We start from the raw sequence: 24341 nt of genomic DNA on the forward strand, positions 1-24341 counted from the left end.
TTAGCAAAATAGATAAGGGGTGTTTCTATAAATGACGCAATTAACTTTCTTACCTAAAATTGATCGCAAAGCAACGCAGGTTTGTATAGAAGAGATTCTTGAAAATGTTCGTATTTATAGACAATTTGGGATGATTAGACATGAGATGAAGGTTACAGCATCTAGCGAATTAAGATATCACGGTCCAACAAATATAGTGGGAAAACCAGCTGAAGATATTGCTGTAGCAAATGTTGCTATGAGTGAAAGAGAAGTGAGATTACAACGTTTGTCTTTTCAAATTGATAAGGCATTAAGTCGTTTTAGCAAAAGCCAAAGGGATATTATTGTAAAACGATATTTAGAAGATGAAGAAGTCTTTGATTACATGGTTTATAACGAAATTGGTATGAGTGAGCGTACGTATAGACGAAATAAATCTAATGCTTTTTATAAATTAGCTTTTGCTCTTAGATTAGAGGTATATGAGGCAGAAGAAAGTGGAGGGAATGAATAATGAATTTTGTTCAACCAATACGTGATTCGGAGCAAATACAGCAGTTAAAAGAGTATTTTAAGGGAAAGAGCTTACGTAATTACATTCTCTTCATTATGGGTATTAATACAGGCCTCAGAATCTCAGATATTTTGAAATTGAAAGTAGGGGATGTTAAAGGCAGTCATATATCTATGCGAGAAAAGAAAACAGGGAAACAGAAACGAATACAAATTACTGCAGCACTAAAAAAAGAACTTAAATGGTTTATTATAGAAAGAGAAGACAATGAGTATTTATTGCAAAGCAGACAAGGTAAGAATCGTCCAATTGGTCGTAGCATGGCATATAAGATATTAAGCGGAGCAGCGGCAGAGTTTGGGTTAGATGAAATAGGAACACATACGTTAAGAAAAACATACGGGTATCACATGTACATGCAAACGAAAAACATAGCATTACTCATGGAGATATTCAATCACTCGTCAGAGAAGGTCACGTTACGTTATATAGGTGTAAACCAAGATGCAATGGATAAAGCAATGACTAGGTTTAAAATCTAATTATTGCTTATTTCTTTTTCATTAAAAATTAAGCACCCCAAATCCCCTTAAAAAAGTTGTATTCGGAATATTGTAACAAAATAAAAAAAAGACCCTACAAGAGAGTCTTTCATCAGCTAATATTAAGCTTTTTGAACATTAGTAGCTTGTAGGCCACGTTGTCCTTGTTCTACTTCAAACGTTACACTTTGTCCTTCGTCTAAAGATTTGTAACCGTCGATTTGGATAGCTGAGAAATGTACGAATACGTCTTCTCCACCTTCACGCTCGATGAATCCAAAACCTTTGTCTGCATTAAACCATTTTACTTTACCTTGTTCCATAATTGTTGCCTCCTAGTGTGGATACCCACACATATGTTACTACCCTTGTTCAAATACCTTAGACGAAAAACAAAATTTATTCTTAATCTCAAACCGAACAAAAATAGGTCTTTCTTAAATTAACATACTTTCTAAAAAATAGCAAATTTCAAAAATAAGTCCTTATGGTAATTAGCTACTAATAGTTGTTGCTGGAGAAAAAGTCACTATGATAGTCATCACAGCAAGAAATTGCCAAAGGATCTCAACAATATCCTTGGTTTGATTTTTTTTCAGACATTCAACAACTGATAAAATTAGCTATTTCGAGTTAAATTTTACTTCTGATAACGATAATTATTTAAATAAGCTGTCCATATGGGCAGCTTATTTTATTTTTCCGCATAGCGTAGGTTATTTTGAAAAATGTTGGTGGTATCCCTATACAGTTACTCATAATTTTTGTACTGTGTAACTCAAAAGAGAAAGTTAAATGAAATCAATGATACCAAGGGATTTCACGATAGGGCCAGTTACACACAATATAAGATATGGATAACTCTTTCTGAAATCTGTATAATGATTTATATGAATATAAAAAAGGGGTTGGTGCGAATGGGGTATACTAGAGAACAGTGGAAAGAACGTTATAGCCACCGAACTGATTTAAGCTCTTATTTGGTACATTTGACAAAAGCTACTTACGATGAAGATGGAAAAAGGATAAAGTCAGCACGTCAGATTCTTCAAGAAATATTAGATTCTAAGAAGTTAAAGGGGAGTACAACTGAATCAGGGTACATAATTGGAAAGCATAAGGCGGTGTGCTTCCAAGACATGCCATTGTATAGTGTATGTCAAAATGTATTATTTGAGCAGGAACGAACAGATGATAAGTCGCAGATGAGATATGCGCCAGTTGGTATAGCCTTTCCAAAAGCATATGTATATAGAAATGGAGGAAGGCCTGTTTTATACGAGCAAAAAGAAATAGCTAAAAAATTGCTACCGAAAGATGAATGGTGGCGTATAGTGAATTTTAATTTGGATAATCCGGAAAATTATATTGATTGGACTCATGAAAGAGAATGGAGAATGAAAGGAGACTTTGAATTTGAATTAAGTAATGCCATTATTCTTTTTGGTAACGGATCTACTTATAGAAGATTTATTGAAGAATCTGAAGAGGAGACCTTAAAACAATTAGCAGGAATTAATATGATGGCGCCTATTATTTTTTAAAAACAGTATAAATAAGTGGCAGAGTCGTGACCGCTTTTTGGCAGGAAATGTACCGGTTGTTTTGGAATCAACGTGATATATTTGTATTGTGAGAAGTGGCGGAAAACACAACTCACTATGTTGTTTCTAAATTTCTAAACGGTTCATAATGACGGCGCATAAAATCCGAAACCAGCAGATGGTACTGATTGGATGTTACCGTTAAGAAGAAGAGCGTTTGCTCTTCTTCTAGTTTTAATAATGTTGATAAAGACGAATGTAACAATATTAAAACTGGAAGAAGAATAAAACTTCATTTACCGTATTTATAGGGTAATAACATAAGAAAGTGACGAAAGGGCAACTGATACATGGTTGATCTTTTACTTTTGTCATAAAAGTAACTTTTAATTATTTTATAGGTATATAGTATAATATTAATACAATGATAGAGGGGAGGTAACAATATTGAAATTACTTATTGAGTTTAAAAACCAAGATATTCCTTTGGTAGTATCAAGTGCACCTCAAGAAGTTTTAAAAGCAATTGCTGAAAGTAAAGATGATAAACTTGTGTTTAAAAATGAAACTTTACTTTTAAATGAAGACTTCGAAAATATTAAATCAGTAACAGTAACATTTGAGTAAATTCAAAAGCATCCATAACGGGTGCTTTTTATTATGCAAAGAAAAAAGCCCGTGATAGGGATAGATGATTTTCTTCATACCACATTGACGACATTCTCTTAAGAAGATGAAATCTTTAACGGAACTTTTAAATGCGGTGTTGCCGCAATTATCACAGCGACCACTGATTTTATCAGGATATTCTGTGTATGTGTATATCTTACTTAGATCATACTTTTGTTCAGGTTGTTTGTTTTCCATTCGTTTCACCTACATATCAATCTGAATTAATATAGCTTAAATATAATAACACAAGCGTTCACTTAGTGGATGCTTTTTATTTTGAATAAGGAGTGAGGATAGATGACTGATGAAAGAATATAAAACCAAACAACAAAAGCGTAAGTTCTATGACAGTAGTGAGTGGAAGAGTATACGTGAACAAGTAAAGAAGCGAGACAACTATGAATGCCAAGAGTGTAAGCGCAATGGTAGCGTTCGTGTGGATACCAATGAGTACAGTGAGACTGCAAAGCGTAAGAAGATTCAACTTGTTGTCCATCATATCAAAGAACTTGAACACCATCCAGAGCTTGCATTAGACATAGATAATCTTGAAACAGTCTGTGTGAATTGTCATAACAAAGAACACGGAAGAATGTACGAAAAGAAACAAAACAAATGGGAACACGATGAAAAGTGGTAAAACAATTTTAATATAGTACCCCCCTTAAAATATTTCATCAAAAAATGCTCTAAGGGGCACCGGAGGAGGGGGTTAACTGTCAGGTTTTTTTCGAAATTACGCACGTAAGGGGGGTGGGTAGATGGCTGTTAGTATTACAAAGTTGAAGGAACAGCTAATGAATAGTATTGATATTGAAGATTTAGTCGAGGTTGAAAAAGTAGAACGATACATTGATCTAGTTAAAGCATTTAGAAAAATAAACAGGACTATCAATAAAGAAGGTGAGTCCGTTACAGTCAAAAACGGATCTCAAGTTTTTGTTAAGGCCCATCCTCTTATAAGTGAAAGAAATAAAATTAACAGTTCTTTAATTGCTTTAGGAAGAGATATAAAGTTTGTTTGTAAACCGAATATTCCTAAGGCTGGTTACAGTAAAAGTGATTTAACATGATTAGGCAAAAGTATGTAGAAGAATACATTGAACTTTATCGAAGTGGAAAAATAAAGTTCAACAAAGAAAGAGAACTGTTAATTAATTATCTAGAAAAATACGTTTTAAACAGAGACGATTTGTATTTTGATGATGAAATGATTCAGGATTGTATCAACTTTGGTGAGAAGTGGTATTTTCCGTTGCAGTCATTTCAAAAATTCTTAATAGCATTCGTCTTTTTATTTTATAAGAAAAACGGACGCGTATTTTATCGGAAATTCCTATGGATGTTAGGACGTGGTGGCGGTAAAAATGGTCTAATATCTGTAATTATTCACTTTTTAATTAGTGAATTGCACGGTATTTCAGAGTATAACATTTCTGTTGTTGCGAATAGTGAGGAACAAGCGAAAACAAGCCCTGACGAAGTTCATAAATGCGTAAAGAAAAATGAGGTTTTACAGAGAGCCTTTAAAACTACATTAACTCAAACTGTTTCAAAGGCTACTGAAAGTATACTAAAGTTTAGAACTTCAAACGGGGATACAAAAGACGGTTTGCGTGATGGTGCAGTTGTATTTGATGAAATACATCAATATGAAAGTAATAAAGACGTTCGCGTTCATATCAGTGGCTTAGGGAAAAAGAAAAACCCTCGTGAATTTTATATTGGAACAGATGGTTATGTCCGAGATGGCTTTTTAGATAAACAAAAAGAAAAAGCTATGAAGGTTTTAAATGGTGAAGCTCGCCCTAATGCCGTATTTCCTTTTATCTGTAAGCTTAATGATGAAAAGGAAGTTGATGATATTGATAATTGGGAATTAGCTAATCCTATGTTGTCGCAGCCACTAAGTGAGTATGCTGAAGGGTTACTTGAAACGATAAAGGAAGAATATGAAGATTTAGAGGATGATCCAAGTAACCGGGAAGAGTTTATGACGAAACGTATGAACTTACCTGTTACAAATTTAGAACGTTCTGTTGCGAAATGGTCAGAAATACTTGCTACAAACCGTCCATTCCCTGATTTATATGCTCAAGAATGCATAGGAGCGTTAGACTTTGCGAGTATTCGAGATTTCGCAGCATGTGGTCTTTTATTTAGACAAAATGGTGAGTACATTTTTAAAACTCATTCCTTTGTGCGTAAAGAATTTGTTGATATTTATTATGGTTATTCTAAAAAAGCTGGCGAGTATAAAAAACAAAAATTTGCTCCCATAAAAGATTGGGAAGAGCAAGGTCTACTAACGGTTGTGGATGAACCAACTATTAATCCTCAACACATTGTTGATTGGTTTGTAGAAATGCGAGAACAATATGGAATTAAAAAGATTATAGCTGATAACTTCAGAATGGAAGCAATAAGGCCATTATTAGTAGCAGAAGGGTTTGAAATAGAAGTTATACGAAACCCGAAAGCCATTCATAGTTTATTAGCTCCACGTATTGAAATGGCATTTGCAAATAAACAAATTGTTTTTGATGATAATCCGCTAATGCGTTGGTATACACAAAATGTATTGGTTGTTATCAAAGGTGATGGGAATAAAATCTACGAAAAGAAAGAGCCGGTACGAAGGAAAACGGATGGATTCCAATGTTTTGTACATGCCCTTTATCGTGCTGATGAGATACAAGAAGCAACAGACTTTATATTAAGTGATATTAGATTCTAATAAAGGGGGTGATAACCATTGGATGGTTAGATGGTGTATTAAATCGAAATAAAGAAATAGCATTTATGTTTGATGTAGATATGTTCATAGATTCAGCTAACAGAGCTCACATGAAACGATTAGCTATTGATACATGTATATCTTTTCTAGGTCGTACAATTAGTCAATCAGAATTTAGAGTGAAAAATGGTGACGAGTTTGAAAGAAATGAGTTGTACTATCGGCTAAATGTTAGACCAAATAAGAATATGACAGCAAGTACATTTTGGGAAAAGTATGTTCACAAGCTCATTTATGATAATGAAGCGTTAATTATACAAGCTGATGATGGTGATCTACTTATTGCAGATAACTTTGAACACAATGAATATGTTGTATTTGAAGATACGTTTACAAATGTTACTGTAAAAGGTTATCAGTTTAAGAGAAGTTTTAACCAAAGTGAAGTCATCCATTTGAAATATCGTAATGATAAATTAACCCCTTTAATTGATGGGCTCTTTACTGATTATGGCGATTTATTCGGGAGAATAATAAGTTCTCAGAAACGAAAAAATCAAATTCGCGGTACAGTTGATATGGACATGATTGGTGCTAAAACACAAGAACAAGTAGAGAAGCTACAAAAATTTATAGATGACATGTATCAGGCAGTTGGTAAGAAAGATGTAGCTATTGTCCCACAACAAAAAGGGATTGATTATAAAGAAGTTTATAATGGTTCTGCTAATGGCCCTAGTGTAGAGGAAATTAATAAGGTGACAAACGGATTCTTAAACCAAGTAGCAATGGCTATAGGGATTCCAACGGCTTTATTATATGGAGAAATGGCGGATGTAGAGAAACAAACGAAAAATTTCATGCTGTTTACTGTAAAACCATTATTAAAGAAACTTTCAGATGAAGCAAATATGAAATTCTTTGAAATGAATGAATATCTTGAAGGACAAAAAATCGAAATTAAAGCAGTTTCGTATCAAAGTATTTTTGACCTTGCAACAAGTATTGATAAGCTCATTTCTTCAAGTGCATTTACAGGAAATGAAATTCGATTAGAAGTAGGATATGAAGTTTCTGGTGATCCTAACTTAAATACACATCATATTACGAAAAACTATACGAAACTAACGGAATCTGAAGGAGGTGAGAAAACAAATGAAGCAGATGAAGCGTAAATTTGGTTTTAAGAATCAAAGATACAATGAGCAGTTAGCAAACATCCCACATAATTTTGCTGTTATTCACGATGATGAAAGTGGAGTAAGTGAATTAACCATTTATGGCGACATTGGTGAATCATGGTGGTGGGACTCTACTTCGGCAACAGATGTTGACAGTGCTTTAAAAGAAGCTGGGAATAATAATGTAATTATTCATCTTAACTCTCCAGGAGGTAGTGCCTTTGACGGAATTGCTATTTATAATCGTCTAAAGTCACACAAGGGAAAGGTCACAATTCATGTAGATGGATGGGCTTGTTCAGCGGCTTCTATTATTGCTATGGCAGCAGATGAGTTAATCATGGGAGCAGGTTCAATGGTGATGATTCATGAGGCTTCAACAATTGTGTGGGGCAGTAAAACACTTATGCGAAAAGAAGCTGATATGCTTGAAAAATTAGAAGATGGAATCATTGATATTTATATGACTCGTGCAAATGTTGAGCGGGAAGAAATTCGCAATATGGTAAATGAAGAAACATGGTTTAGCGCAAATGAAGCAGTAGAAATTGGCTTTGCCACTTCTACAGCAACAGCTGTGGAAGACAATACAAATGAGGAACTTGCACAATTAAAAGCTCAAATGCAATCGATGCAAAATGAATTAAATCAGTATAATAATAATCAATCAAAAGAGCCTAGTCCTACACCTGTAAAAAACAGTGGGATTAAAGGGCTCTTTTTAAAATTATAAAAATTGGGGGAAATACAGAATGACGATTAAATTTAATAAATCTGAAGCATTTACTAAGGCAAAAGCAAGATTAACAAATGCTTTAACAAATGCAGAAAGTACAGAACAAGAACAAACGACAGCATTTGAAAACTTCTTTGATGCGATGCAAACGGACGTAATTAACACTGTTCGTAATCAAGTAAATGATGAAATGTTAGATCGTTCTATTCTTCAACAGCGCGGTCAAAATGTATTAACGGCAGCGGAAACTAAATTCTTCAATGGTGTGGTACAAGAAGGTGGATTTAAAGATGGTGAAATCCTTCCGGTAACTACACAAGAACGAGTATTTGAAGACTTAGTGACAGAACATCCATTACTTGATGCTTTAGGGCTACAAGATTTAGGCGCAGTTACGAAGTTCATTTACTCTGATGCAGCAAAAGCATATGTATGGGGTGAGTTATTCGGTGAAATTCGAGGGCAAGTGAATGCAGCATTCCGTGAAGAAAAAATTGGCCAACTTAAATTAACAGCATTTGCAGCTATTCCGAACGATATGTTAGAACTTGGGCCGGTATGGGTTGAACGTTATGTTCGAACTTTATTGGTAGAATCTTATTCTGTTGGTTTAGAGTTCGGTTATGTAAATGGTGGCGGATCAGTAGCGCATCAACCTGTAGGTTTAATGAAAGATGTAAATGCAACTACAGGCGCGGTTACTGATAAAAAATCATCTGGTACATTAACATTCGCTCCTTCTGAACATGGTGAAGTAATTGCTGGTGAACTTTATGAAGTAGTAAAAGCTTTATCTGTTGATGGAAAAGGAAAATCTCGTAAAGTATTAAACAAAATTGTAATGGTTGTAAATCCCGTAGATGCAATTGGGGTACAAGCTCGTAATACAATTCAAACGGCTAATGGTCAATGGGTAATGGCATTACCTTATAACATTCAAACTGTTGAATCTGAAGAAGTTCCAGTTGGGAAAGCAGTATTCTTTGTGAAAGGACAATATATCGCAGCGATTGCTGGCGGATACAAGCTTAAAAAGTTTGATCAAACGTTAGCGATTGAAGATGCTATGCTTTATACAATCAAACAGTTTGCTAATGGTAAACCAAAAGATAATAAAGCAGCTCTTGTATATGATTTGAAGATTGCTTTCACACCACCTACAGAAACTAAATAAGGAATGATGTGAATGGAAACAGTTATTTTAAATGAAATATTACAGCAATTCAAAGATAGGATGCGCTTGGGTGACGATGAAGATGATAACCTAAGACGCATCCTATTTGCGTCCAATCAAGCTTTAATCAAAGATTGTGGAACATATGACATAAACGAAGATGAGACGTTCAAAGAATTGGTTTTTGAACGTTCTCGTTATGTTTATAATGATGCACTTGAGTATTTTACTCAGAATTTTTTAACCGAAATTAATAGTTTTGGCATTGCGAAAGCTTTAGAAGAAATCAAATTGGACGGTGGTTAATATGCGTCCTTTTCAGTACAAAAAACCACTTAATACAGGTGATTTTAGGAATCGAATTATCATTGAACAACCTGTAGTAATAAAAGATGAATTAAACCAGGTAATCGAAACAGATGATTGGCAGGAAGTAAAAAAGGCTTGGTCGATGATAAAAACGATGAAAGGTTCTGAGTATATTGAAGCTTCAGCTGAACAGGCTACACGGATTTATCGTTTTGTGATTCCTTATACCTCTGGTATCACGGAAGAAATGCGAATTAATATGAAAGGTCGTATCTTTGATATTATTGAACCACCAATGAATGATGATGAAATGTATCAAACATTGACCATTATCGCAAAGGAGCATACTTAATTATGAATGATTTTGCGAGTGAGATTGCTAGAGAATTACAAAGATATGCAAATGTCGTGGAAGACAAATTGGAAAATGAAATTGATGAAGTATCAGATATTGCAGTAGGCAAATTAAAACAAGATAGCCCTAAAAAAACAGGTGGTTACCGCAAAGGCTGGCGTAAGAGAAAAGAAGGCAAAGGCGTTGTTCTTCATAATACCAAGGGACAACTAACACATCTTTTAGAAAATGGACATGCGCAAGCTGATGGTGGTCGTGTACCAAAAAAAGTGCATATTCGTCCAGTTGAAGAGTATGTAATTGACGAATTGCCGATACGTATTGAAAGGGCGATTCAACAATGATATTAGGTGAATTAACAAAAATTCTTGAAGCTACAGGTTATCCTGTGGCTTATTCGCATTTTACGGCAACACCAGGTAAGTCGGTACAGAAGCCACCTTATATTTGTTTCCTTGTGGACGGCTCAGATAATCTCATGGCTGATAACAAGGTTTATCACAAAATAAATGATTTAAATATAGAGCTTTATACAAGTAAAAAAGACTTAGTCGCGGAAGCGAAACTTGAAAAAGTCCTGGACGATCATGAGATTCCTTATGACTCGTATGGGACTTTTATTGAATCTGAAAAGCTATTTCAAAAAGTATATGAAACGAGGTCTATCTAAATGGAGAATAAAGTTATTTTTGGTTTAAAAAATGTACATTATAGCGTTATTATTGAAGATTTATTAGGGAAAGTCACGTATGGAGAGGTTGGTAAATTACCTGGTGCGGTAGAAATGAAATTAGAACCAAAAGGTGAACAATCAGATTTCTATGCAGATGATGGTAACTATTATGCAGAATCGAGTAACCAGGGATATGAAGGTACCTTAAATTTAGCTAAGCTTACAGAAGCTTTTCGTACAGAGGTATTAGGTGAGATTTTAGATGAAAAGGATAAGGTTATTTCAGAAGTTTCGAATGCCAAGATTAAAAGAATTGCTCTTATGTTTGAATTTGATGGAGATGTAAAAGCGACACGTCACGTGCTCTATAACGTATCTGTATCACGTCCTGGTTTTGGATCTTCCACAAAAAGTGATAAAACAGAGCCAACTACAACAGAATTAAAATTCATCGCAGCACAACACCCAGAAACATTAAGAGTAAAAGATTCAACAACGGTTGGCACACCAGCAAGTATTTATGATGCGTGGTATACAAAGGTTTATGAAAAAAAAGCGGCATAAGGGGCGGAACTAGGTGGAAAAAACAATTGTAATTGATGAAAAAGAAGTGCTTTTGAAAAGTACGGCCGGTACAGCTATTCGCTACAAAGCACAATTTAGACGTGACATGTTTGTAGATATTCTTGGATTAGGTGTGCTTTCCTCATATATTTCAGCGGATGGGGATCAAAATAATATTGACCTTTCTGAGGTTGATTTAAGCAAATTGGATTTTGAAGTTATTTATAACTTAGTTTGGGCATTCGCTAAAACAGCAAATAAAGAAGTCCAAGATCCATTAACATGGCTTGATACATTCGGAGAATTTCCGATTGCTGAAATTATAACTGAAATTCAGGACTTAATTAAAAGTACGGTTCAGTCAAAAAAAAAATAACAGCAGATGAACAAGAGCAAGGGCGTAACGATGGAAAAGGTGGATTTTCTGTCGATACATTCCTTGCTCTTTGTTATTCATGCAAATTATCAAAAGAAGATTTAGAAGATATGACAATAGGTGATTGCTTGGATTATATCGATGAGTATGTTGAATTGCGAAATCCGAAAAAAGAACAAGAAAATACAAGAAAAGCTACACAATCAGATATTGATAATTTCTAAGTAAGCGAGGTGATAACATGGCAGGGAAAATAAAAGGAATAACGATTGAAATTGGTGGAGATACAGTTGGTTTACAAAGTGCTTTAAAAGATGTAAACAAGCATAGTAAGAACTTATCTGACGAGTTAAAAGATGTAGAACGACTTTTAAAGTTTAACCCAGGTAACGTTGAGGCATTAGCTCAAAAACAACAATTGCTTACGCAACAAATTGAGAATACGACAAAAAAATTAAATAGTTTAAAGTCGGCTCAACAACAAGTTCAAGACCAATTCGAAAGTGGCGCGATTAATGAGGAACAATATCGGGCGTTTAGGCGTGAAATTGAATTTACAGAAGGGCAACTTAATGGATTCAAAAATAGTCTCGCAGGATTAAAGACTGAGCAAGAAAAAGCAGCAAGTTCAATCAAACAATTAGAGACTTTATTTAGTGCCACAGGAAAAAGTGTTGATGATTTTGCGGATGCATTAGGGAATCGTCTTGTGAATGCAATTAAAAACGGTACGGCATCAAGTAGACAACTAGATCAGGCTATTGAATTAATCGGAAGAGAGGCACTAGGAGCTGAAGTGGATGTTGGAAAGTTACAACAGGCCCTTCGGTCGGTTGATGATGGCAACTCTATTCAAAACATTAGAAATGATTTAAATCAACTTTCTCAACAAGCAGAACAAACCGGAGAAAGTGTCAAAGAGTTGGGTGTTGAGTTGGAGAACGTATTAGGTGGAATAGCGGCAGGTGTAAGTATTCAAGAAATCATTGGACAAGCACTAGATATGTCAGAGTTAAAAACAAAAATTGATATTACTTTTGATGTTCCGGAATCATCAAAGAGGTCAGTTGAAGATGCAGTTAGGACTGTTGTTATTTATGGTGGTGATGCTGAAGAGGCTTTAGAAGGTGTACGTCTACAATGGGCTTTAAATAAAGAAGCATCGGATGAATCTAATGCAGCGATAATAAAGGGAGCCGCTCTGGTTTCTAATTCATATGCAGGTATTGATTTTACAGAATTGATACAGGAAACGAATGAAGTTGGTAGTGAATTAGAAATTTCGAATGAAGAAGCACTCGGATTAGTTAATTCACTTTTAAAAATAGGATTCCCGCCAGGACAACTTGATATTATTGCTGAATATGGCGCACAGCTAAGACGAGTTGGTTATACGGCAGCTGAAGTACAAAGTATTATGGCGAGTGCGGCTAAGGAAAAATCTTGGAATATAGATAATTTGTTAGATGGATTAAAAGAGGGACGTATTCGCTCTGTTGAAATGGCACGCGGATTAAGTAATTCTATGAAGGATGCTGTCCGCGACGCAGTAGATGATACCGAAAAAATGTATGATGAACAAATTTCAGTGATGCAAAAAGGATTTGCTAAACAAGAATCTGAACTTGCTAAATCATTTAGTAATCAAGAAAAGGCGCTCTCTAAAAGTCATAACAAAAGACAGAATGAATTGGCTAAAAGTCTTGATGCTGAATACAATGCGGTTTCTAAAAGTTACGATAATCAACAAAAGAATTTAGAGAAAAAACTTAGTGCGGAATATGATGCAGCATCAAAAAATTATGATAGACAACAGAAAGCACTTGAAAAGTCACTTGAAGCAGAAGTTAGAGCGTTTGAAAAGTCTTCTGAACAGAAAATAAAACTCATCGATAAAGAATATATGGAACGTATGAAATTAATTGATGAGGAAAAATACAATCGTCTTAAAGCGATTGACGATCAAATTGGTTATTTAGATTCCAAAACAGCAGCGGAAGATAAATATATTAAAGAACGCGAAAACGCTGAGAAGCGCGCTGATTTAAAGATAAAAATAAGTAAAGCAAAAAATGAAGAAGAGCGTCAGGCAGCAATAAAAGCATTACGAGATCTCGAAGAGAAAATGCAGCTTGATAAAATACGTGAAGAAAGAAAAAGTCAGATTGATAGATTAAAAGAAGAAAAAGACGGTATAAAAGAAGCGTCTGACGCGAAGAAAGAAGCGCTAAAATCAGAAATTGATAGTCGCAAAGAACAAGTTAAAGAGCAAATAAATAATGAAAAGGAAGCTTTAAAAGAACGACAAAAGGAACAAAAAGAAGCTTTCCAGCAAAGTAAGCAAGAGAATTTAAAGGCAATTAGCGAATCAAATAAAGCGCAACTTGATTCATTAAGAGAAGTTAATCAAGCGAACTTGTCAGCTTTAAAAGAAAATCATAATAACCGCAAACAAGCGTTAAGTGAGCGTCTGAGCGACGAAATGGATGCCGTACGAGAGGCACATAAAGATGAACTAGATTCTTTTAAAGAAATGAATGCGCAGAAACTGGAACTTGCTAAAAATCCACCAGATAGTGCAGCAGTACAAGAAATATTTTCTCAATTAGAAGGATGGGGTAAAGCTATTGCTAAAGGTGGAGAAGAAGGTAAACAAGCATTTGTAGATATGGTTAAATGGTTAAATCAAATCCAAGATGCTGATTTGAAAGAAGCAATAGGTGTAGAACTTTTCGGAACAATGTGGGAGGACCAAGGTCAAAAAATCATAAATACAATTTTAAAAACCGAAGAGAAACAAGCTGATTTAAAACAAGGTATGGATGATTTACAAGGATCCGTAAATAAAATGGATGCATCACCAATGGTCAAATGGAAAGATGCGATGAAGGAGTTAAAAGAAGCTCTTGAACCAGTGTTACTTACGGTTGCTGATGTGGTTTCTGCGTTTGCTGGTTTTATTTCAGCTCATCCAGTGCTAGCAGCGGCAATTACAGCTATAACGATTGCAATTGGGATACTTGTTGGTATTTGTGCAGCACTCGCGCCAGTAATCTTCTTAGCCACATCAGGCGCCATAACCTTTGCGGGAGTTATGGCTGTTTTAACCAGCCCAATAACATTAGTAGTTGCAGCAATTGCAGGGTTGATTGCAATATGGGTATTATTTGGCGATAAAATTATGTCCATATACAACCAATATTTCAAGCCGACAATAGATCAAATAGTATCTATAATTGTTGGGACTTTGCAACCGGTATTCTATAAAGGATTTACACTCATAAAGGATATTGTATCGGATGCGTTCAAAATCATTCAACGAGTCTGGAATGAAATATTATCACCTGTCTTCGCGAAAATTGCATCATTCATTGAAAAAGTTCTGTTACCAGCGTTTAAATTTGTATTCACGGCTATTGGTAGTGTGGTGTCAGATGCATTTAGTGGAATAAAGGATATGTGGAATAATGTTTTAAAGCCAATCCTTAATGGAATTATAGATTTCATTTCCGGTATGTTCTCGGGGAATTGGGAAAAAGCATGGGGAGGAATTGTTAAGATTTTTGGTGGGATTTTCGAGGGTATTAAATCAGCTGCTAAAGCGCCAATAAATGCTGTGATTTCAATGATTAACGGATTGATTAAGGGAATCAACGGCATAGAAATTCCGGATTGGGTGCCAGGTATTGGAGGAGGAAAAGCAAGTATATCTACAATTCCAATGTTAGCGGCAGGTGGTAAACCTGTGGGAAATGGCTCGTTTATAGCTGGTGAGGCAGGTCCAGAGTTATTCACGAAAAGAGGTAATTCTATAACAGTTACCCCTCTATCATCAAGTGAGCGATCACTTGGTATTACGGGTACGATAGGTAAATTAGTCAATGATATGAGCTACTCAATGGCCAGCTCGATGAAAGAATTGTCTGGCTTAAAAAGCGTCATGAGCAATGTATATGGCAGTATGGCTAATAGCTCGCAAGCGATGAGTAGAAACGCTAGTCAAAGAAATGTGGATGGCAATTCCTCTTCAAATGCAAACAAATCAGATTCATATAACTTTGCTGATATGTTTAGAGGTTCAACATTCGTAATTAGAGAAGAAGCGGATGTACAAAAACTAGCAGTGGAATTAGGTAAATATGTGAAGACATCAGGAAGAAGGGTGGGACAACTGTGAGTTTGACAATTGACGGTAAACCTTTAAAACAATTAGGTTTAGCACTTTTACCAGGATTCCAACATCCAGCAGCCCCACCAGTTCGTGACTATACTGTTTCTATACCCGGTCGTTCTGGTGCATATTACTTCGGATCAGATATAGATCCTATGGAGTTTAACTTACCATTAATTGTTAAACCACAAGAAAATAGATTTGAATTGGCGGCAGCTATCAGAAAAATGGTATCTGCTTTTATTGATCCTTATGGTAAACCAAAGGAAGTGAAATTGATTTATGATTACGAACCAGACAAGTATTATCTAGCTAGATATAGTGGTTCAATGGCAATTGAGCGTTATTACAGAATGGGTAAGTTTGAATTGCCTATGATAGCTTATGATCCACACGCTTATTCAATTATAGAAAGTAATAAAGATGTTCTGTGGGGTGAAGAAATTCCATTCATGTCAGATATCCCTTTGGATATTGGTGCCACTTCTTACACGATTACTACTCCACAAACATTAAATATAGATAACTTAGGCTCTTTGGTTGTTCGACCAATTATCGAAATTACAGGTAATGCAACATCGTTAACTCTCACCATTAAAGGCAAGAGTTTTTCTTTTGGAAGTTTTACAAATTCATCATTTTTAATAGATGCACAAACTTATACAGCAATAAAAAATGGACAAAATTTCTTATTCCAACTACAAGGAAACTTAGAAAAATTAGAATTAATGCCAGGCGCTAATGCAATAAAAATAGGCGGTTCAAACCTGAACATCAATATTGCATTCAAATACCGCGCTAAATATATATAAGGTGGTGACGTAAATGGCTGATGCGCCTAAATTATTACCAACAGATACCCTGAAAATAGGTTATCCAAAGATAAATCAAGCTATTGATAATGCAAATGAAGCAAAACAAATGACATTAGATAATAAAGGGTTGATTACGAACTCTGGTTCAATTTATCCACTCGACAACATTGTGAGAGACGGAGTTTTAAACCCTGTAGATCAGAGAGTAAAAGATACTATTCTTTATACAAAAGTATATGGAGCGCGACCGGGTAAAGTATATGCAATTGAATGGTTAGGTAATGGCTATGTAAATAATGGGGAAGCACGTTATAGTATGACTATTGTAGAATTTGATAAAGCTAATTTTGGGGTAAATAGTGCCACAGGACGAAGGGTATTAAAAGACTTTAAAAATTATAATTTTCCAGTTCCAACAGAAAACATTGTGAACAGAATTATCAATATTCCAGAAGAAGAATTAATGTTTGTTGTTACGTATGATCATTCCAAGGTGAACGCTGAATTCTTAAATATAACTGATAAAACTTATGGAAGCGCAAAAGGTTGTGTCATTCACGAGAATAATTATACTTACTTTGAAAAACAAGGGTATTTAAGCAATAATTCTGGTGTTTTGTACCCTTTTAAAAATACAAAAAGAGATAATACTATGTATGCCGAATCAAAAGAAATCAATGCAGCTATCTTGGATGTGAAAATTCAAAACGCTAAAAAAGGAAAGAAATATAAAATTGATTTCATTGGAAATGGTACAACGGCATGGGGGGAACCAAACTACTCGATATATCTACAAGAAATGGACGAACATTTCCAAAACATCGTTCAAATTTTCAGTAGAAGTGACCATAATTTTCTTGCGCCTACAGAACCTATTGTTACGCGGATTGTTTCAAACCCAAAAACTGATATTATTATGTCTATTACTATTGATTACTCTAAAATGACCAAGAACAGTTATCCAATGAACGCTAGTAATAATGAAGGATATGGTTATATCGTAGACGAATCGAAATGTGAATACACAAGCCCTATCGCTACTAGTGGTGGCGATGTATCTGGTTTTCCCTTGATCTGTTCCAAAACAGGTAAAAATCATCGTGTGCAGTTTCCTTTTTCAGATACAAAGAACATGATTATCGATTTTGATGAATTAGGGATCAATAAAATTTTCCATCCGCGGAGAATTTACTCACTTGATAAAGTGAACGGTGGATTAAATCCAAGTTTCGCAGGTGCAACATTAATCAAGAGTATTAATACGGATTGGATTAGTCCATATGGTTTAGCAGCTATAAATAATCCGTTAAATTTAAATTCATTCACTGTAGGAGGGAATCATGGAACAAACAGTTCTTCTGGATTTGCTACCGCTCGAAATATATCGGTCAGTATGTATGCGGATAACCAATTAATTAGTGATGGACAAGCTATTTACGCAAAAGAAAAGGTTGTTATCGATGTGCTAAATTACATTGCGGCTCCCAATGTAATTGATTTAACGACAGGAGAAAAGCGTGATAGTGTAGCGGAATATGTGACGTATACTATTACACCAAAAAATATAAATGTTTCAGTAACACTAGAAGCTCTAGAAGAAGTAGATTTAAAATACTATCTAGGGATTCAAGCAGAAAAAGATGGACCTTGGTATAAATACCTTTATTATATGCCTGATGTAAATCAAACAATAATTGATATGACAGTCAATACATCAGAAGGGAATTCTGGATTATACCCTGAATCGAAAGTGGATCGTTTTGTTATGAAGAAAGGTAATTTTATATTAGTTGGACAGAGATCTAATGAAATTGGTGTAGGTAGAAGTACAATGATTATTGGGCAAAAAATATTCAAGCATACGGCTGGAATAGGCGGTAAAGTATATGGCCATTTAATTGGTAAACCTCAGCGATTAAAAGTAGGTGATACTTTATATTTCACTGGTTCTTATACATTTACCGAGTCGTTATCATGTCCAGGTGCTGAAACTGCTTATTTTATTAAAGAAGGGCAAGAAAAGATATATTGTGTAGATTTCTTTGAAGCTGTAAGTAATACATTCTTACAAGTAGATAAGGATGATTTTAATAAGAAGATATCGATTGTGGAGAAGAGTGAATCTGTTACAGTAGATTCGTTTACCTCAAGTAGGGGATTAAAAATGTCTGCTACGGGATACGGACAGTTGAAATTTAAAGTGGATTAAAAGTTCTGAAGTAAAACTTCCCTAGAAACTAGGGGTTTTACTTCAAATATTAATTTATTTTTCCACAAAGTGGACAGCGGTATACTTTTTTTCCTTCAATTAAAATGACTTGAGTTTCGTGAGATTCCTTTTTGCATCCTGTACAAACGTCATAAATTTCATATGCATTTTTAAAGTCTTCAGCAGTTAGTGTAGTTGTCACAATTAATATCCCCTTATAATTTTGTTTATACTAATAGTATGCAGATAAAGAAATGGAAAATCAAGGAGTTAATAGGATTAATAGTGTTTATATATAAAATGCTAAGAGAGGGCTGGACAATAAATTATTTTCAAATATATAATTTTTATAGATTAAGGGAAGGAAAGTGAAGAATGTCTATCAGCTTTGGGAATATTAGTATACAATTGAAAAATTATTATCAGATCCATCTTAACTGTCATGCTTTAGGGGATAACTTAGAATTTGCTTATTATGTATATAGGGATGAAAATGTTATTGAAAAATTTCCATATACTTGCGAATCTTCTTTCCTATATAACCTGACAGAAACAGGTGAGTATAGAGTTAGGGTGTTTGTTAGGGATAAAGATGGTAATAAAATTGCTAAAACAAGTGCAAAAGTTAATTTCTTAGGTTTTGAAAAAAAGAAGAATAATCTCGTTAAATCAAAAGTTGCTATTTATGGTGTTTCTAAAACAAGTGCTTTCATTAAAACAATTTTAGAATCAAGATATAAAGTATTGTATTTTGTAGATGAAGATTCTAATAAATGGGGAGATAATTTCTTCGGATTAGAAATAAAAGATATTAAAGAATTACAGGATAATCCTGATATACAAGTTATTGTGGACGAACCTTTTTCGAAAGAAATTAACAACAAACTATTAAATTATGGTGTAACAGAATATGAATTCTTTGATTTCAGTCTATCTCCTAATAACTTAGTTATACAAACTATGTATGATTTGAAATCAATTAATCTATACAATGCGTCTAGATTTTGTTATAAAAATGGTTTAATACAAGAAGCGGATTATATACGTGATTTCATCCAGTTTAAATTCAATTCATTTATTCCATACACAGCTGAAATTGGAGAAGGAACAAGATTTGGATATGGTGGCGTAGGTACAATAATTCATAAAAAAGCAAAAATCGGAAAGAATTGCGTGATATCTCAAAACGTAACGATTGGATCAAGAGGGCCGCTACCGAATGTAGGTGATAATGTATTTATTGGTCCTGGAGTGAAGTGTCTTACTGGAAAAATAGGTAATAATGTAGTTATCGGTGCTAATTCAGTTGTAACGAAAGATATTCCAGATAACTGTGTTGTTGCTGGTGTGCCAGCAAAGATTATCAGTACGGATATTGAAAATTACTCAAGATACTTAACGAAAAAGTAGTATCTATGATAGAAATAATATGAAATTTTTAAAACAGTTGTTCAAGTATTTTTGAACGGCTGTTTTTTTATATAAAAAGAAGGTGATAAATTGCGATATATAAAGCTTTACGACAAACAAATGAAACTTAAAGCATATCTCGAAAATGCATTTAAAATAAAGTACAGCCCACCTCTCAATGAACTTTGGACGGCGGGTTTTTCATTACCTTTTACTGATCCAAAACGAGAAGAAATTCAAACATTTGATTACGTGGAGATATTTGATAACGGTAAACGTATTGGTTTGTTCCGTATTATGGATAGCGAAGAAGAAAGGGAAGTAAATGAAAAAATAATAACGTATGACTGTGAGCACGTTTTATCTACACTAATGGATAGCGTGCTTTTTGGTTATCACGAAAGAATTAATTTAACAACAAGGGAGAATATCGAGTATCTCCTTAGCAAGCAAAGAATAAAGCATTGGAAACTTGGTCAATGTGATTTTGCAAAATATTTTCAATATAGTTGGGAAAATGAAGATACGATATTAGGACCGATATATAGTATTGCAAAACCGTTTGATGAAAAATTCCAATGGACATGGGACGATACTTCCTATCCTTGGACTTTAAATCTCGTGAAATATTCCGATGAAATTACAGGTGAACTTCGATACCGAAAGAATATGAAGGGGATTAAGCGCAAAGTAGAAGCGAAAGATGTCATGACAAGGATTTATCCGCTTGGTTATGGTGAAGGGGTAAACCAACTTACAATAAAAAGTGTGAATAATGGCCTTCCTTATATAGATGCTCCTGATTTCGTCAGGGAGTTGCATGATGGGTTTGATTATATTTGGGTAGATAGACGATTCGAGGACCCCAAAACCCTATACGCATCAGCAAAATCGTTGTTACTAAAAGCGTGTATGCCTAAAATTAAGTATGAAATTGATGCAATTGACTATGAATTAATAGATCCATACAAAATAGAGAAGTATGAGACTGGTAAGCTAGTCCGCTTATATGATGAGGATTTTAATATATCGGTTGATTTGCGAGTAATGGACCGTCAAAAAGATGATGTCACTGGCAATCCTCTTGATGTAAAACTTGTATTAGAAAATAAGGTAACGGATTTAGGGACAATACAAGCTGATATTGAGAAGCGACAGAAAGTCAATGAAGTGTATTCTCAAGGGACAACTAATATTGATAGTCAACCTTTCCAAGACAATTGCGATCCGGACCATCCGGCTGTTATTAGATTTCAAATACCTAACGATGTTAAGAATGTGAATCAACTGATACTGACATTTGAAACATTACGGTTTAGAGCATATGAGCGAGCTATTAAAGGTGGGGGAGCTGTTGTTGCTTCAACTTCTGCTGGTGGTGCGAATGTATCTTCAACAAGTTCCGGTGGTGGTACAGTTGGTTCGACGTCATCAGGTGGAAGTTCCGTGCAAGCAAGTAGTTCCGGTGGTGGTACGGTTAAAGCTTCAAGTAGTGGGGGAGATCATGTTCATAAAATGTTTCATGGTGGAGGAATTGTTCCTGCTGAACCATCAACAATAGGATTATATACAGCTTTTTCCGATCCAGGAAGAAATACATCAGCTTCATTTTACGCAAAAGGAACGGGATCTAGTTTCTACACATATGGCTCTAGTGGAAATCACACTCATGACATTAACATTCCGAATCATACGCATAATATCAATATACCAAATCATAAACACGACATTAGTATTCCGAATCATACGCATGATATTAATATACCAAATCATAAACATGAAATAACTTTGCCAGACCATACACACGAAATTGAATTTGGTATTTTCGAATTATATGAAACTCCATCAAAAGTAACGATTGAAGTTGATGGGAATAAGTTGCCGTTTGATTCGATACGCGGACAAGATATAAATTTAATTCCTTATTTAGCGAAGGATGATGAGGGGAAACTTCAACGTGGCCGTTATGTTGAAATTAAAATCACTCCAAATAGTTTAGCAAGGATAAACGCTACTGTTACCGGTAGACTTTTTATCCAGTCAAGGAGTGGCGGTACGTATTAAGGTAAATAAAATATAAAAGGAGATTGATAATATATGCAAACAGTTGAAATACATACACAAGGTGGATTAAAGCATACAGTACGGATTGATAAATACAATGCACAAATATTAAATGAACAAGTAAATAATAATGATCTAATAACGGTTATTATTGGTGATTTAATTATTCAACGAATTGATGTGAAGCGTATCATTCCAATTAATTCACCTACAGAAGAAGGGACAAAAAAATTAGAAGTCCACACAAACGGTGGAAAATCAATTCGGATTGCAACAAACGAATACGATCCAATTGACTTAAATGAACAATTAAACAATAGTAATACTATTACGGTTGCGATTGGTGACTATATTTTTTCACGAATTGATGTAAAACAAATCGTTCCATTGAAAGAAGAGTAAATTGTGGAAGAAGAAACTACAGGGCAGTTATAAACTGGTCTTTTTTTATTGCCAAAAAGGGGATGAGAACAGTGGAAGATGCAATTTTTAATTCGGTCATTCAACAAGGAGCATTCGCAGCGTTATTTGTATGGATGCTATTTACTACGCAAAAAAAGAATGAGCAGCGTGAAGAAAAGTATCAACAAGTAATTGATAAAAACCAACAGGTAATTGAGGAACAGGCAAAAGCTTTTGGATCTATTTCTAAAGATGTAACAGAAATTAAACAAAAACTATTCGAAGGGGATGTTCAGTGATGGGATATATCGTTGATATTTCAAAATGGAATGATAAAATGAATTGGCCAGTTGCGGCACAACAAATCGAATTAGCAATTTGCCGTGTACAATACGGTTCAAAATTAGTAGATCATTTATATAATGATCATGTAAATGAATTAGAGAAGTATGGTATTCCGCATGGTGCATATGCTTATGGCTGTTTTGTATCTGTAGCAGATGCAATTGTGGAAGCTAAGGACTTCCTATTAAGAGTAAATTCTAATGCTAAGTTCCTTGTATTAGATGTGGAAGATGATACAGTAAAATCAATGAACAGCAAAGGTAATCTTAATGATTTAGTGAAAGCATCTCAAGCATTCATTGATACGTGTAAAGCTGCAGGGTGGAAAGTAGGGTTTTATGTAGCACATCATATGTACGGCGAATACAATTTACAAAGTGTACAAGCTGATTTTATTTGGTTGCCACGATACGGAACAAATGATGGTGATCCACAAAAGAAACCTTCTTATCCATGTGATATGTGGCAATATACTGATAACGGTTATATTGATGGTATCGGAAGGGTAGATATTAATTTATTGCAAGGGGCTAAAACATTAGAGTGGTATATTGGAAGCTCTAACAAAAGTTACCGTATTAACATTGGGGATTTTAATGAATTAACATGGGCAGGAGATACAAAACGACAGGTAAAAGAATTATTCCCTGATTATGGTATATGGGATGAGAAAATAAAAGACGCACATCGTTTGTTTTTAGGAGACTTTAACTCTAAAGAATGGTGTGATGAAACATTTGCTAAATTGAAAGAATGTTTTCCTAATTATGGAATGTGGATTGATGAGATTTAATCAATTAGGTGACCGTCTCGTATGAGACGGTCTTTTTTATGTTAATTCAATGTTGTTTTTGTCTGATTCTATCTAATGAAAAAGAAATTATAGATTTACATTTTAATATTTATACTTTTGAAATATAATAATATAGGCGATTGAATGGTTAAATAAATTTATTTTGAAAGGAGCCAAATATTGAAGAGAAAAAATGCTTTATCAAAAATTATTATACTAAATTTATTTTTTATGTGTTTTTTTATTAGTGTCTCAGGTGTCAAGGCAGAATGGGATACAACTCCTCCTGTATTAAAGAATATTACATTTAATAAGAATGTAGTAAAAGCAGGCGAATCCATAGAAATGTATGTAGATGCAGAGGATGCGGATTCGGGTATTGAAGAGATCTTTGTTACACTTATTAATCCGTCAAAAAATAAGACCGAAAGTGTATCTATTTTTGAACGTGATGATAAAGGCCGGTGGGCAAAAACTATTAATATCCCAGAGTTTTCGGAGAGTGGAGAATGGGCTTATGATTCCATAACTATATTAGACCGTGCAGGGAATGCATTAAGAATATATGGAGAATGGGAAAAATACCCACTTAAGACTTTTAAAGTGGAAGGGCAAACGAAATGGGATACAACTCCTCCTGTATTGAAGAATATTACATTTAATAAGAATGTAGTAAAAGCAGGCGAATCCATAGAAATGTATGTAGATGCAGAGGATGCGGATTCGGGTATTGAAGAGATCTTTGTTACACTTATTAATCCGTCAAAAAATAA

The 24341-nt window shown here is 34.5% G+C and carries 27 protein-coding genes and 1 pseudogene; 25 read left to right on the forward strand and 3 right to left on the reverse strand.

All coding sequences use genetic code 11. The annotated features are described in order from the left end of the window. Positions 1 to 31: 31 nt before the first annotated feature. Complete coding sequence (locus ACXVYO_RS23485) at positions 32 to 496, forward strand: ArpU family phage packaging/lysis transcriptional regulator (protein WP_458468608.1); 465 nt, start codon at positions 32 to 34, stop codon at positions 494 to 496. Further along, positions 496 to 1038: a site-specific integrase gene (locus ACXVYO_RS23490; RefSeq protein ID WP_098237942.1), complete on the forward strand. Its 543-nt coding sequence runs from the start codon at positions 496 to 498 to the stop codon at positions 1036 to 1038. Before ACXVYO_RS23485 ends, ACXVYO_RS23490 begins: the two co-directional genes overlap by 1 nt. Positions 1039 to 1160: 122 nt before the next feature. Here ACXVYO_RS23490 and ACXVYO_RS23495 read toward each other — a convergent pair whose 3' ends face one another. Continuing rightward, positions 1161 to 1361, reverse strand: coding sequence for a cold-shock protein (locus ACXVYO_RS23495; RefSeq protein ID WP_000434817.1), 201 nt, complete (start codon positions 1359 to 1361; stop codon positions 1161 to 1163). A gap of 594 nt (positions 1362 to 1955) precedes the next feature. Here ACXVYO_RS23495 and ACXVYO_RS23500 point away from each other — a divergent pair. Both ACXVYO_RS23500 and ACXVYO_RS23505 read left to right on the forward strand, forming a co-directional pair. After that, positions 1956 to 2582 carry a DUF2971 domain-containing protein gene (locus ACXVYO_RS23500; RefSeq protein WP_428888715.1) on the forward strand — a complete coding sequence of 209 codons (627 nt, stop codon included), beginning with the start codon at positions 1956 to 1958 and terminating at the stop codon, positions 2580 to 2582. 447 nt (positions 2583 to 3029) lie between these two features. Further along, on the forward strand, positions 3030 to 3209 hold the full coding sequence (locus ACXVYO_RS23505) for a hypothetical protein (protein WP_098609097.1): 180 nt from the start codon (positions 3030 to 3032) through the stop codon (positions 3207 to 3209). Positions 3210 to 3272: 63 nt separating this feature from the next. On the opposite strand, the pseudogene ACXVYO_RS23510 reads toward ACXVYO_RS23505, so the two are convergent. Then, positions 3273 to 3449 (reverse strand): annotated as a pseudogene (locus tag ACXVYO_RS23510) (hypothetical protein); the annotation flags it as partial. 109 nt (positions 3450 to 3558) lie between these two features. On the opposite strand from ACXVYO_RS23510, the gene ACXVYO_RS23515 reads away from it, so the two are divergent. From ACXVYO_RS23515 to ACXVYO_RS23585, 15 genes are all read left to right on the forward strand, one after another. Further along, entirely contained in the window at positions 3559 to 3894 is a 336-nt protein-coding gene (locus ACXVYO_RS23515) for an HNH endonuclease (RefSeq protein ID WP_458468609.1), read from the forward strand. Between the two features lie 121 nt (positions 3895 to 4015). Next, positions 4016 to 4327 carry a P27 family phage terminase small subunit gene (locus tag ACXVYO_RS23520; RefSeq protein ID WP_000301140.1) on the forward strand — a complete coding sequence of 104 codons (312 nt, stop codon included), beginning with the start codon at positions 4016 to 4018 and terminating at the stop codon, positions 4325 to 4327. After that, positions 4324 to 5991: a terminase TerL endonuclease subunit gene (locus ACXVYO_RS23525; RefSeq protein WP_098238515.1), complete on the forward strand. Its 1668-nt coding sequence runs from the start codon at positions 4324 to 4326 to the stop codon at positions 5989 to 5991. The genes ACXVYO_RS23520 and ACXVYO_RS23525 overlap by 4 nt, the downstream gene beginning before the upstream one ends. An 8-nt stretch (positions 5992 to 5999) precedes the next feature. Further along, the gene (locus ACXVYO_RS23530; RefSeq protein ID WP_458468610.1) at positions 6000 to 7166 is read left to right on the forward strand and encodes a phage portal protein; all 1167 of its coding nucleotides are present in this window, start codon (positions 6000 to 6002) and stop codon (positions 7164 to 7166) included. After that, the gene (locus tag ACXVYO_RS23535; protein ID WP_458468611.1) at positions 7147 to 7905 is read left to right on the forward strand and encodes a head maturation protease, ClpP-related; all 759 of its coding nucleotides are present in this window, start codon (positions 7147 to 7149) and stop codon (positions 7903 to 7905) included. The genes ACXVYO_RS23530 and ACXVYO_RS23535 overlap by 20 nt, the downstream gene beginning before the upstream one ends. Positions 7906 to 7924: 19 nt before the next feature. Further along, the gene (locus tag ACXVYO_RS23540) at positions 7925 to 9082 is read left to right on the forward strand and encodes a phage major capsid protein (RefSeq protein WP_458468612.1); all 1158 of its coding nucleotides are present in this window, start codon (positions 7925 to 7927) and stop codon (positions 9080 to 9082) included. A 12-nt stretch (positions 9083 to 9094) separates the two neighbouring features. Next, positions 9095 to 9388 (forward strand): hypothetical protein, encoded by a 294-nt coding sequence (locus tag ACXVYO_RS23545; RefSeq protein ID WP_098238518.1) that lies wholly within the window; start codon positions 9095 to 9097, stop codon positions 9386 to 9388. Position 9389: 1 nt separating this feature from the next. Beyond that, entirely contained in the window at positions 9390 to 9743 is a 354-nt protein-coding gene (locus ACXVYO_RS23550; RefSeq protein WP_098238519.1) for a phage head closure protein, read from the forward strand. A gap of 2 nt (positions 9744 to 9745) precedes the next feature. Next, the gene (locus tag ACXVYO_RS23555; protein ID WP_098238520.1) at positions 9746 to 10090 is read left to right on the forward strand and encodes an HK97 gp10 family phage protein; all 345 of its coding nucleotides are present in this window, start codon (positions 9746 to 9748) and stop codon (positions 10088 to 10090) included. Beyond that, positions 10087 to 10416: a hypothetical protein gene (locus ACXVYO_RS23560; RefSeq protein ID WP_098238521.1), complete on the forward strand. Its 330-nt coding sequence runs from the start codon at positions 10087 to 10089 to the stop codon at positions 10414 to 10416. Before ACXVYO_RS23555 ends, ACXVYO_RS23560 begins: the two co-directional genes overlap by 4 nt. Further along, positions 10417 to 10983, forward strand: a complete 567-nt coding sequence (locus ACXVYO_RS23565; protein ID WP_098238522.1) for a major tail protein — start codon at positions 10417 to 10419, stop codon at positions 10981 to 10983. A 13-nt stretch (positions 10984 to 10996) separates the two neighbouring features. Further along, positions 10997 to 11359, forward strand: coding sequence for a hypothetical protein (locus ACXVYO_RS23570; RefSeq protein WP_458468613.1), 363 nt, complete (start codon positions 10997 to 10999; stop codon positions 11357 to 11359). Positions 11360 to 11600: 241 nt separating this feature from the next. Continuing rightward, positions 11601 to 15536, forward strand: coding sequence for a tape measure protein (locus ACXVYO_RS23575; protein WP_458468614.1), 3936 nt, complete (start codon positions 11601 to 11603; stop codon positions 15534 to 15536). After that, positions 15533 to 16342, forward strand: a complete 810-nt coding sequence (locus ACXVYO_RS23580) for a distal tail protein Dit (protein WP_458468615.1) — start codon at positions 15533 to 15535, stop codon at positions 16340 to 16342. The genes ACXVYO_RS23575 and ACXVYO_RS23580 overlap by 4 nt, the downstream gene beginning before the upstream one ends. A 13-nt stretch (positions 16343 to 16355) precedes the next feature. Further along, entirely contained in the window at positions 16356 to 18554 is a 2199-nt protein-coding gene (locus ACXVYO_RS23585; RefSeq protein ID WP_458468616.1) for a hypothetical protein, read from the forward strand. A gap of 49 nt (positions 18555 to 18603) precedes the next feature. Here the strand turns inward: ACXVYO_RS23585 and ACXVYO_RS23590 are convergent, their stop codons facing one another. Next, positions 18604 to 18756 (reverse strand): cytochrome c oxidase subunit Vb family protein, encoded by a 153-nt coding sequence (locus tag ACXVYO_RS23590; RefSeq protein WP_170959479.1) that lies wholly within the window; start codon positions 18754 to 18756, stop codon positions 18604 to 18606. Between the two features lie 173 nt (positions 18757 to 18929). Between ACXVYO_RS23590 and ACXVYO_RS23595 the strand changes: the two genes are divergently transcribed. The 6 genes from ACXVYO_RS23595 to ACXVYO_RS23620 form a co-directional block, all read left to right on the forward strand. Beyond that, complete coding sequence (locus ACXVYO_RS23595; protein WP_458468617.1) at positions 18930 to 19964, forward strand: serine O-acetyltransferase; 1035 nt, start codon at positions 18930 to 18932, stop codon at positions 19962 to 19964. 90 nt (positions 19965 to 20054) lie between these two features. Next, entirely contained in the window at positions 20055 to 22028 is a 1974-nt protein-coding gene (locus ACXVYO_RS23600) for a phage tail spike protein (protein WP_458468618.1), read from the forward strand. 33 nt (positions 22029 to 22061) lie between these two features. After that, positions 22062 to 22430, forward strand: coding sequence for a hypothetical protein (locus ACXVYO_RS23605; protein WP_458468619.1), 369 nt, complete (start codon positions 22062 to 22064; stop codon positions 22428 to 22430). 62 nt (positions 22431 to 22492) lie between these two features. Next, positions 22493 to 22729: a BhlA/UviB family holin-like peptide gene (locus tag ACXVYO_RS23610; RefSeq protein WP_098238531.1), complete on the forward strand. Its 237-nt coding sequence runs from the start codon at positions 22493 to 22495 to the stop codon at positions 22727 to 22729. Further along, entirely contained in the window at positions 22729 to 23568 is an 840-nt protein-coding gene (locus ACXVYO_RS23615) for a GH25 family lysozyme (protein ID WP_458468620.1), read from the forward strand. The genes ACXVYO_RS23610 and ACXVYO_RS23615 overlap by 1 nt, the downstream gene beginning before the upstream one ends. A gap of 180 nt (positions 23569 to 23748) precedes the next feature. Next, positions 23749 to 24341: hypothetical protein (locus ACXVYO_RS23620; RefSeq protein WP_458468621.1), on the forward strand; the 593-nt coding region annotated here is incomplete at its 3' end.

It is taken from the genome of Bacillus sp. BC08 (assembly GCF_054326875.1).

Excerpts from the sequence above, each read along its gene's own strand:
- ACXVYO_RS23485 (WP_458468608.1), top strand. The coding sequence starts at position 32 with ATGACGCAATTAACTTTCTTACCTAAAATTGATCGCAAAGCAACGCAG.
- ACXVYO_RS23490 (WP_098237942.1), top strand. The coding sequence starts at position 496 with ATGAATTTTGTTCAACCAATACGTGATTCGGAGCAAATACAGCAGTTA.
- ACXVYO_RS23495 (WP_000434817.1), bottom strand. The coding sequence starts at position 1,361 with ATGGAACAAGGTAAAGTAAAATGGTTTAATGCAGACAAAGGTTTTGGA.
- ACXVYO_RS23500 (WP_428888715.1), top strand. The coding sequence starts at position 1,956 with ATGGGGTATACTAGAGAACAGTGGAAAGAACGTTATAGCCACCGAACT.
- ACXVYO_RS23515 (WP_458468609.1), top strand. The coding sequence starts at position 3,559 with ATGAAAGAATATAAAACCAAACAACAAAAGCGTAAGTTCTATGACAGT.
- ACXVYO_RS23520 (WP_000301140.1), top strand. The coding sequence starts at position 4,016 with ATGGCTGTTAGTATTACAAAGTTGAAGGAACAGCTAATGAATAGTATT.
- ACXVYO_RS23525 (WP_098238515.1), top strand. The coding sequence starts at position 4,324 with ATGATTAGGCAAAAGTATGTAGAAGAATACATTGAACTTTATCGAAGT.
- ACXVYO_RS23535 (WP_458468611.1), top strand. The coding sequence starts at position 7,147 with ATGAAGCAGATGAAGCGTAAATTTGGTTTTAAGAATCAAAGATACAAT.
- ACXVYO_RS23540 (WP_458468612.1), top strand. The coding sequence starts at position 7,925 with ATGACGATTAAATTTAATAAATCTGAAGCATTTACTAAGGCAAAAGCA.
- ACXVYO_RS23545 (WP_098238518.1), top strand. The coding sequence starts at position 9,095 with ATGGAAACAGTTATTTTAAATGAAATATTACAGCAATTCAAAGATAGG.
- ACXVYO_RS23550 (WP_098238519.1), top strand. The coding sequence starts at position 9,390 with ATGCGTCCTTTTCAGTACAAAAAACCACTTAATACAGGTGATTTTAGG.
- ACXVYO_RS23555 (WP_098238520.1), top strand. The coding sequence starts at position 9,746 with ATGAATGATTTTGCGAGTGAGATTGCTAGAGAATTACAAAGATATGCA.
- ACXVYO_RS23560 (WP_098238521.1), top strand. The coding sequence starts at position 10,087 with ATGATATTAGGTGAATTAACAAAAATTCTTGAAGCTACAGGTTATCCT.
- ACXVYO_RS23565 (WP_098238522.1), top strand. The coding sequence starts at position 10,417 with ATGGAGAATAAAGTTATTTTTGGTTTAAAAAATGTACATTATAGCGTT.
- ACXVYO_RS23575 (WP_458468614.1), top strand. The coding sequence starts at position 11,601 with ATGGCAGGGAAAATAAAAGGAATAACGATTGAAATTGGTGGAGATACA.
- ACXVYO_RS23585 (WP_458468616.1), top strand. The coding sequence starts at position 16,356 with ATGGCTGATGCGCCTAAATTATTACCAACAGATACCCTGAAAATAGGT.
- ACXVYO_RS23595 (WP_458468617.1), top strand. The coding sequence starts at position 18,930 with ATGTCTATCAGCTTTGGGAATATTAGTATACAATTGAAAAATTATTAT.
- ACXVYO_RS23605 (WP_458468619.1), top strand. The coding sequence starts at position 22,062 with ATGCAAACAGTTGAAATACATACACAAGGTGGATTAAAGCATACAGTA.
- ACXVYO_RS23610 (WP_098238531.1), top strand. The coding sequence starts at position 22,493 with ATGAGAACAGTGGAAGATGCAATTTTTAATTCGGTCATTCAACAAGGA.
- ACXVYO_RS23615 (WP_458468620.1), top strand. The coding sequence starts at position 22,729 with ATGGGATATATCGTTGATATTTCAAAATGGAATGATAAAATGAATTGG.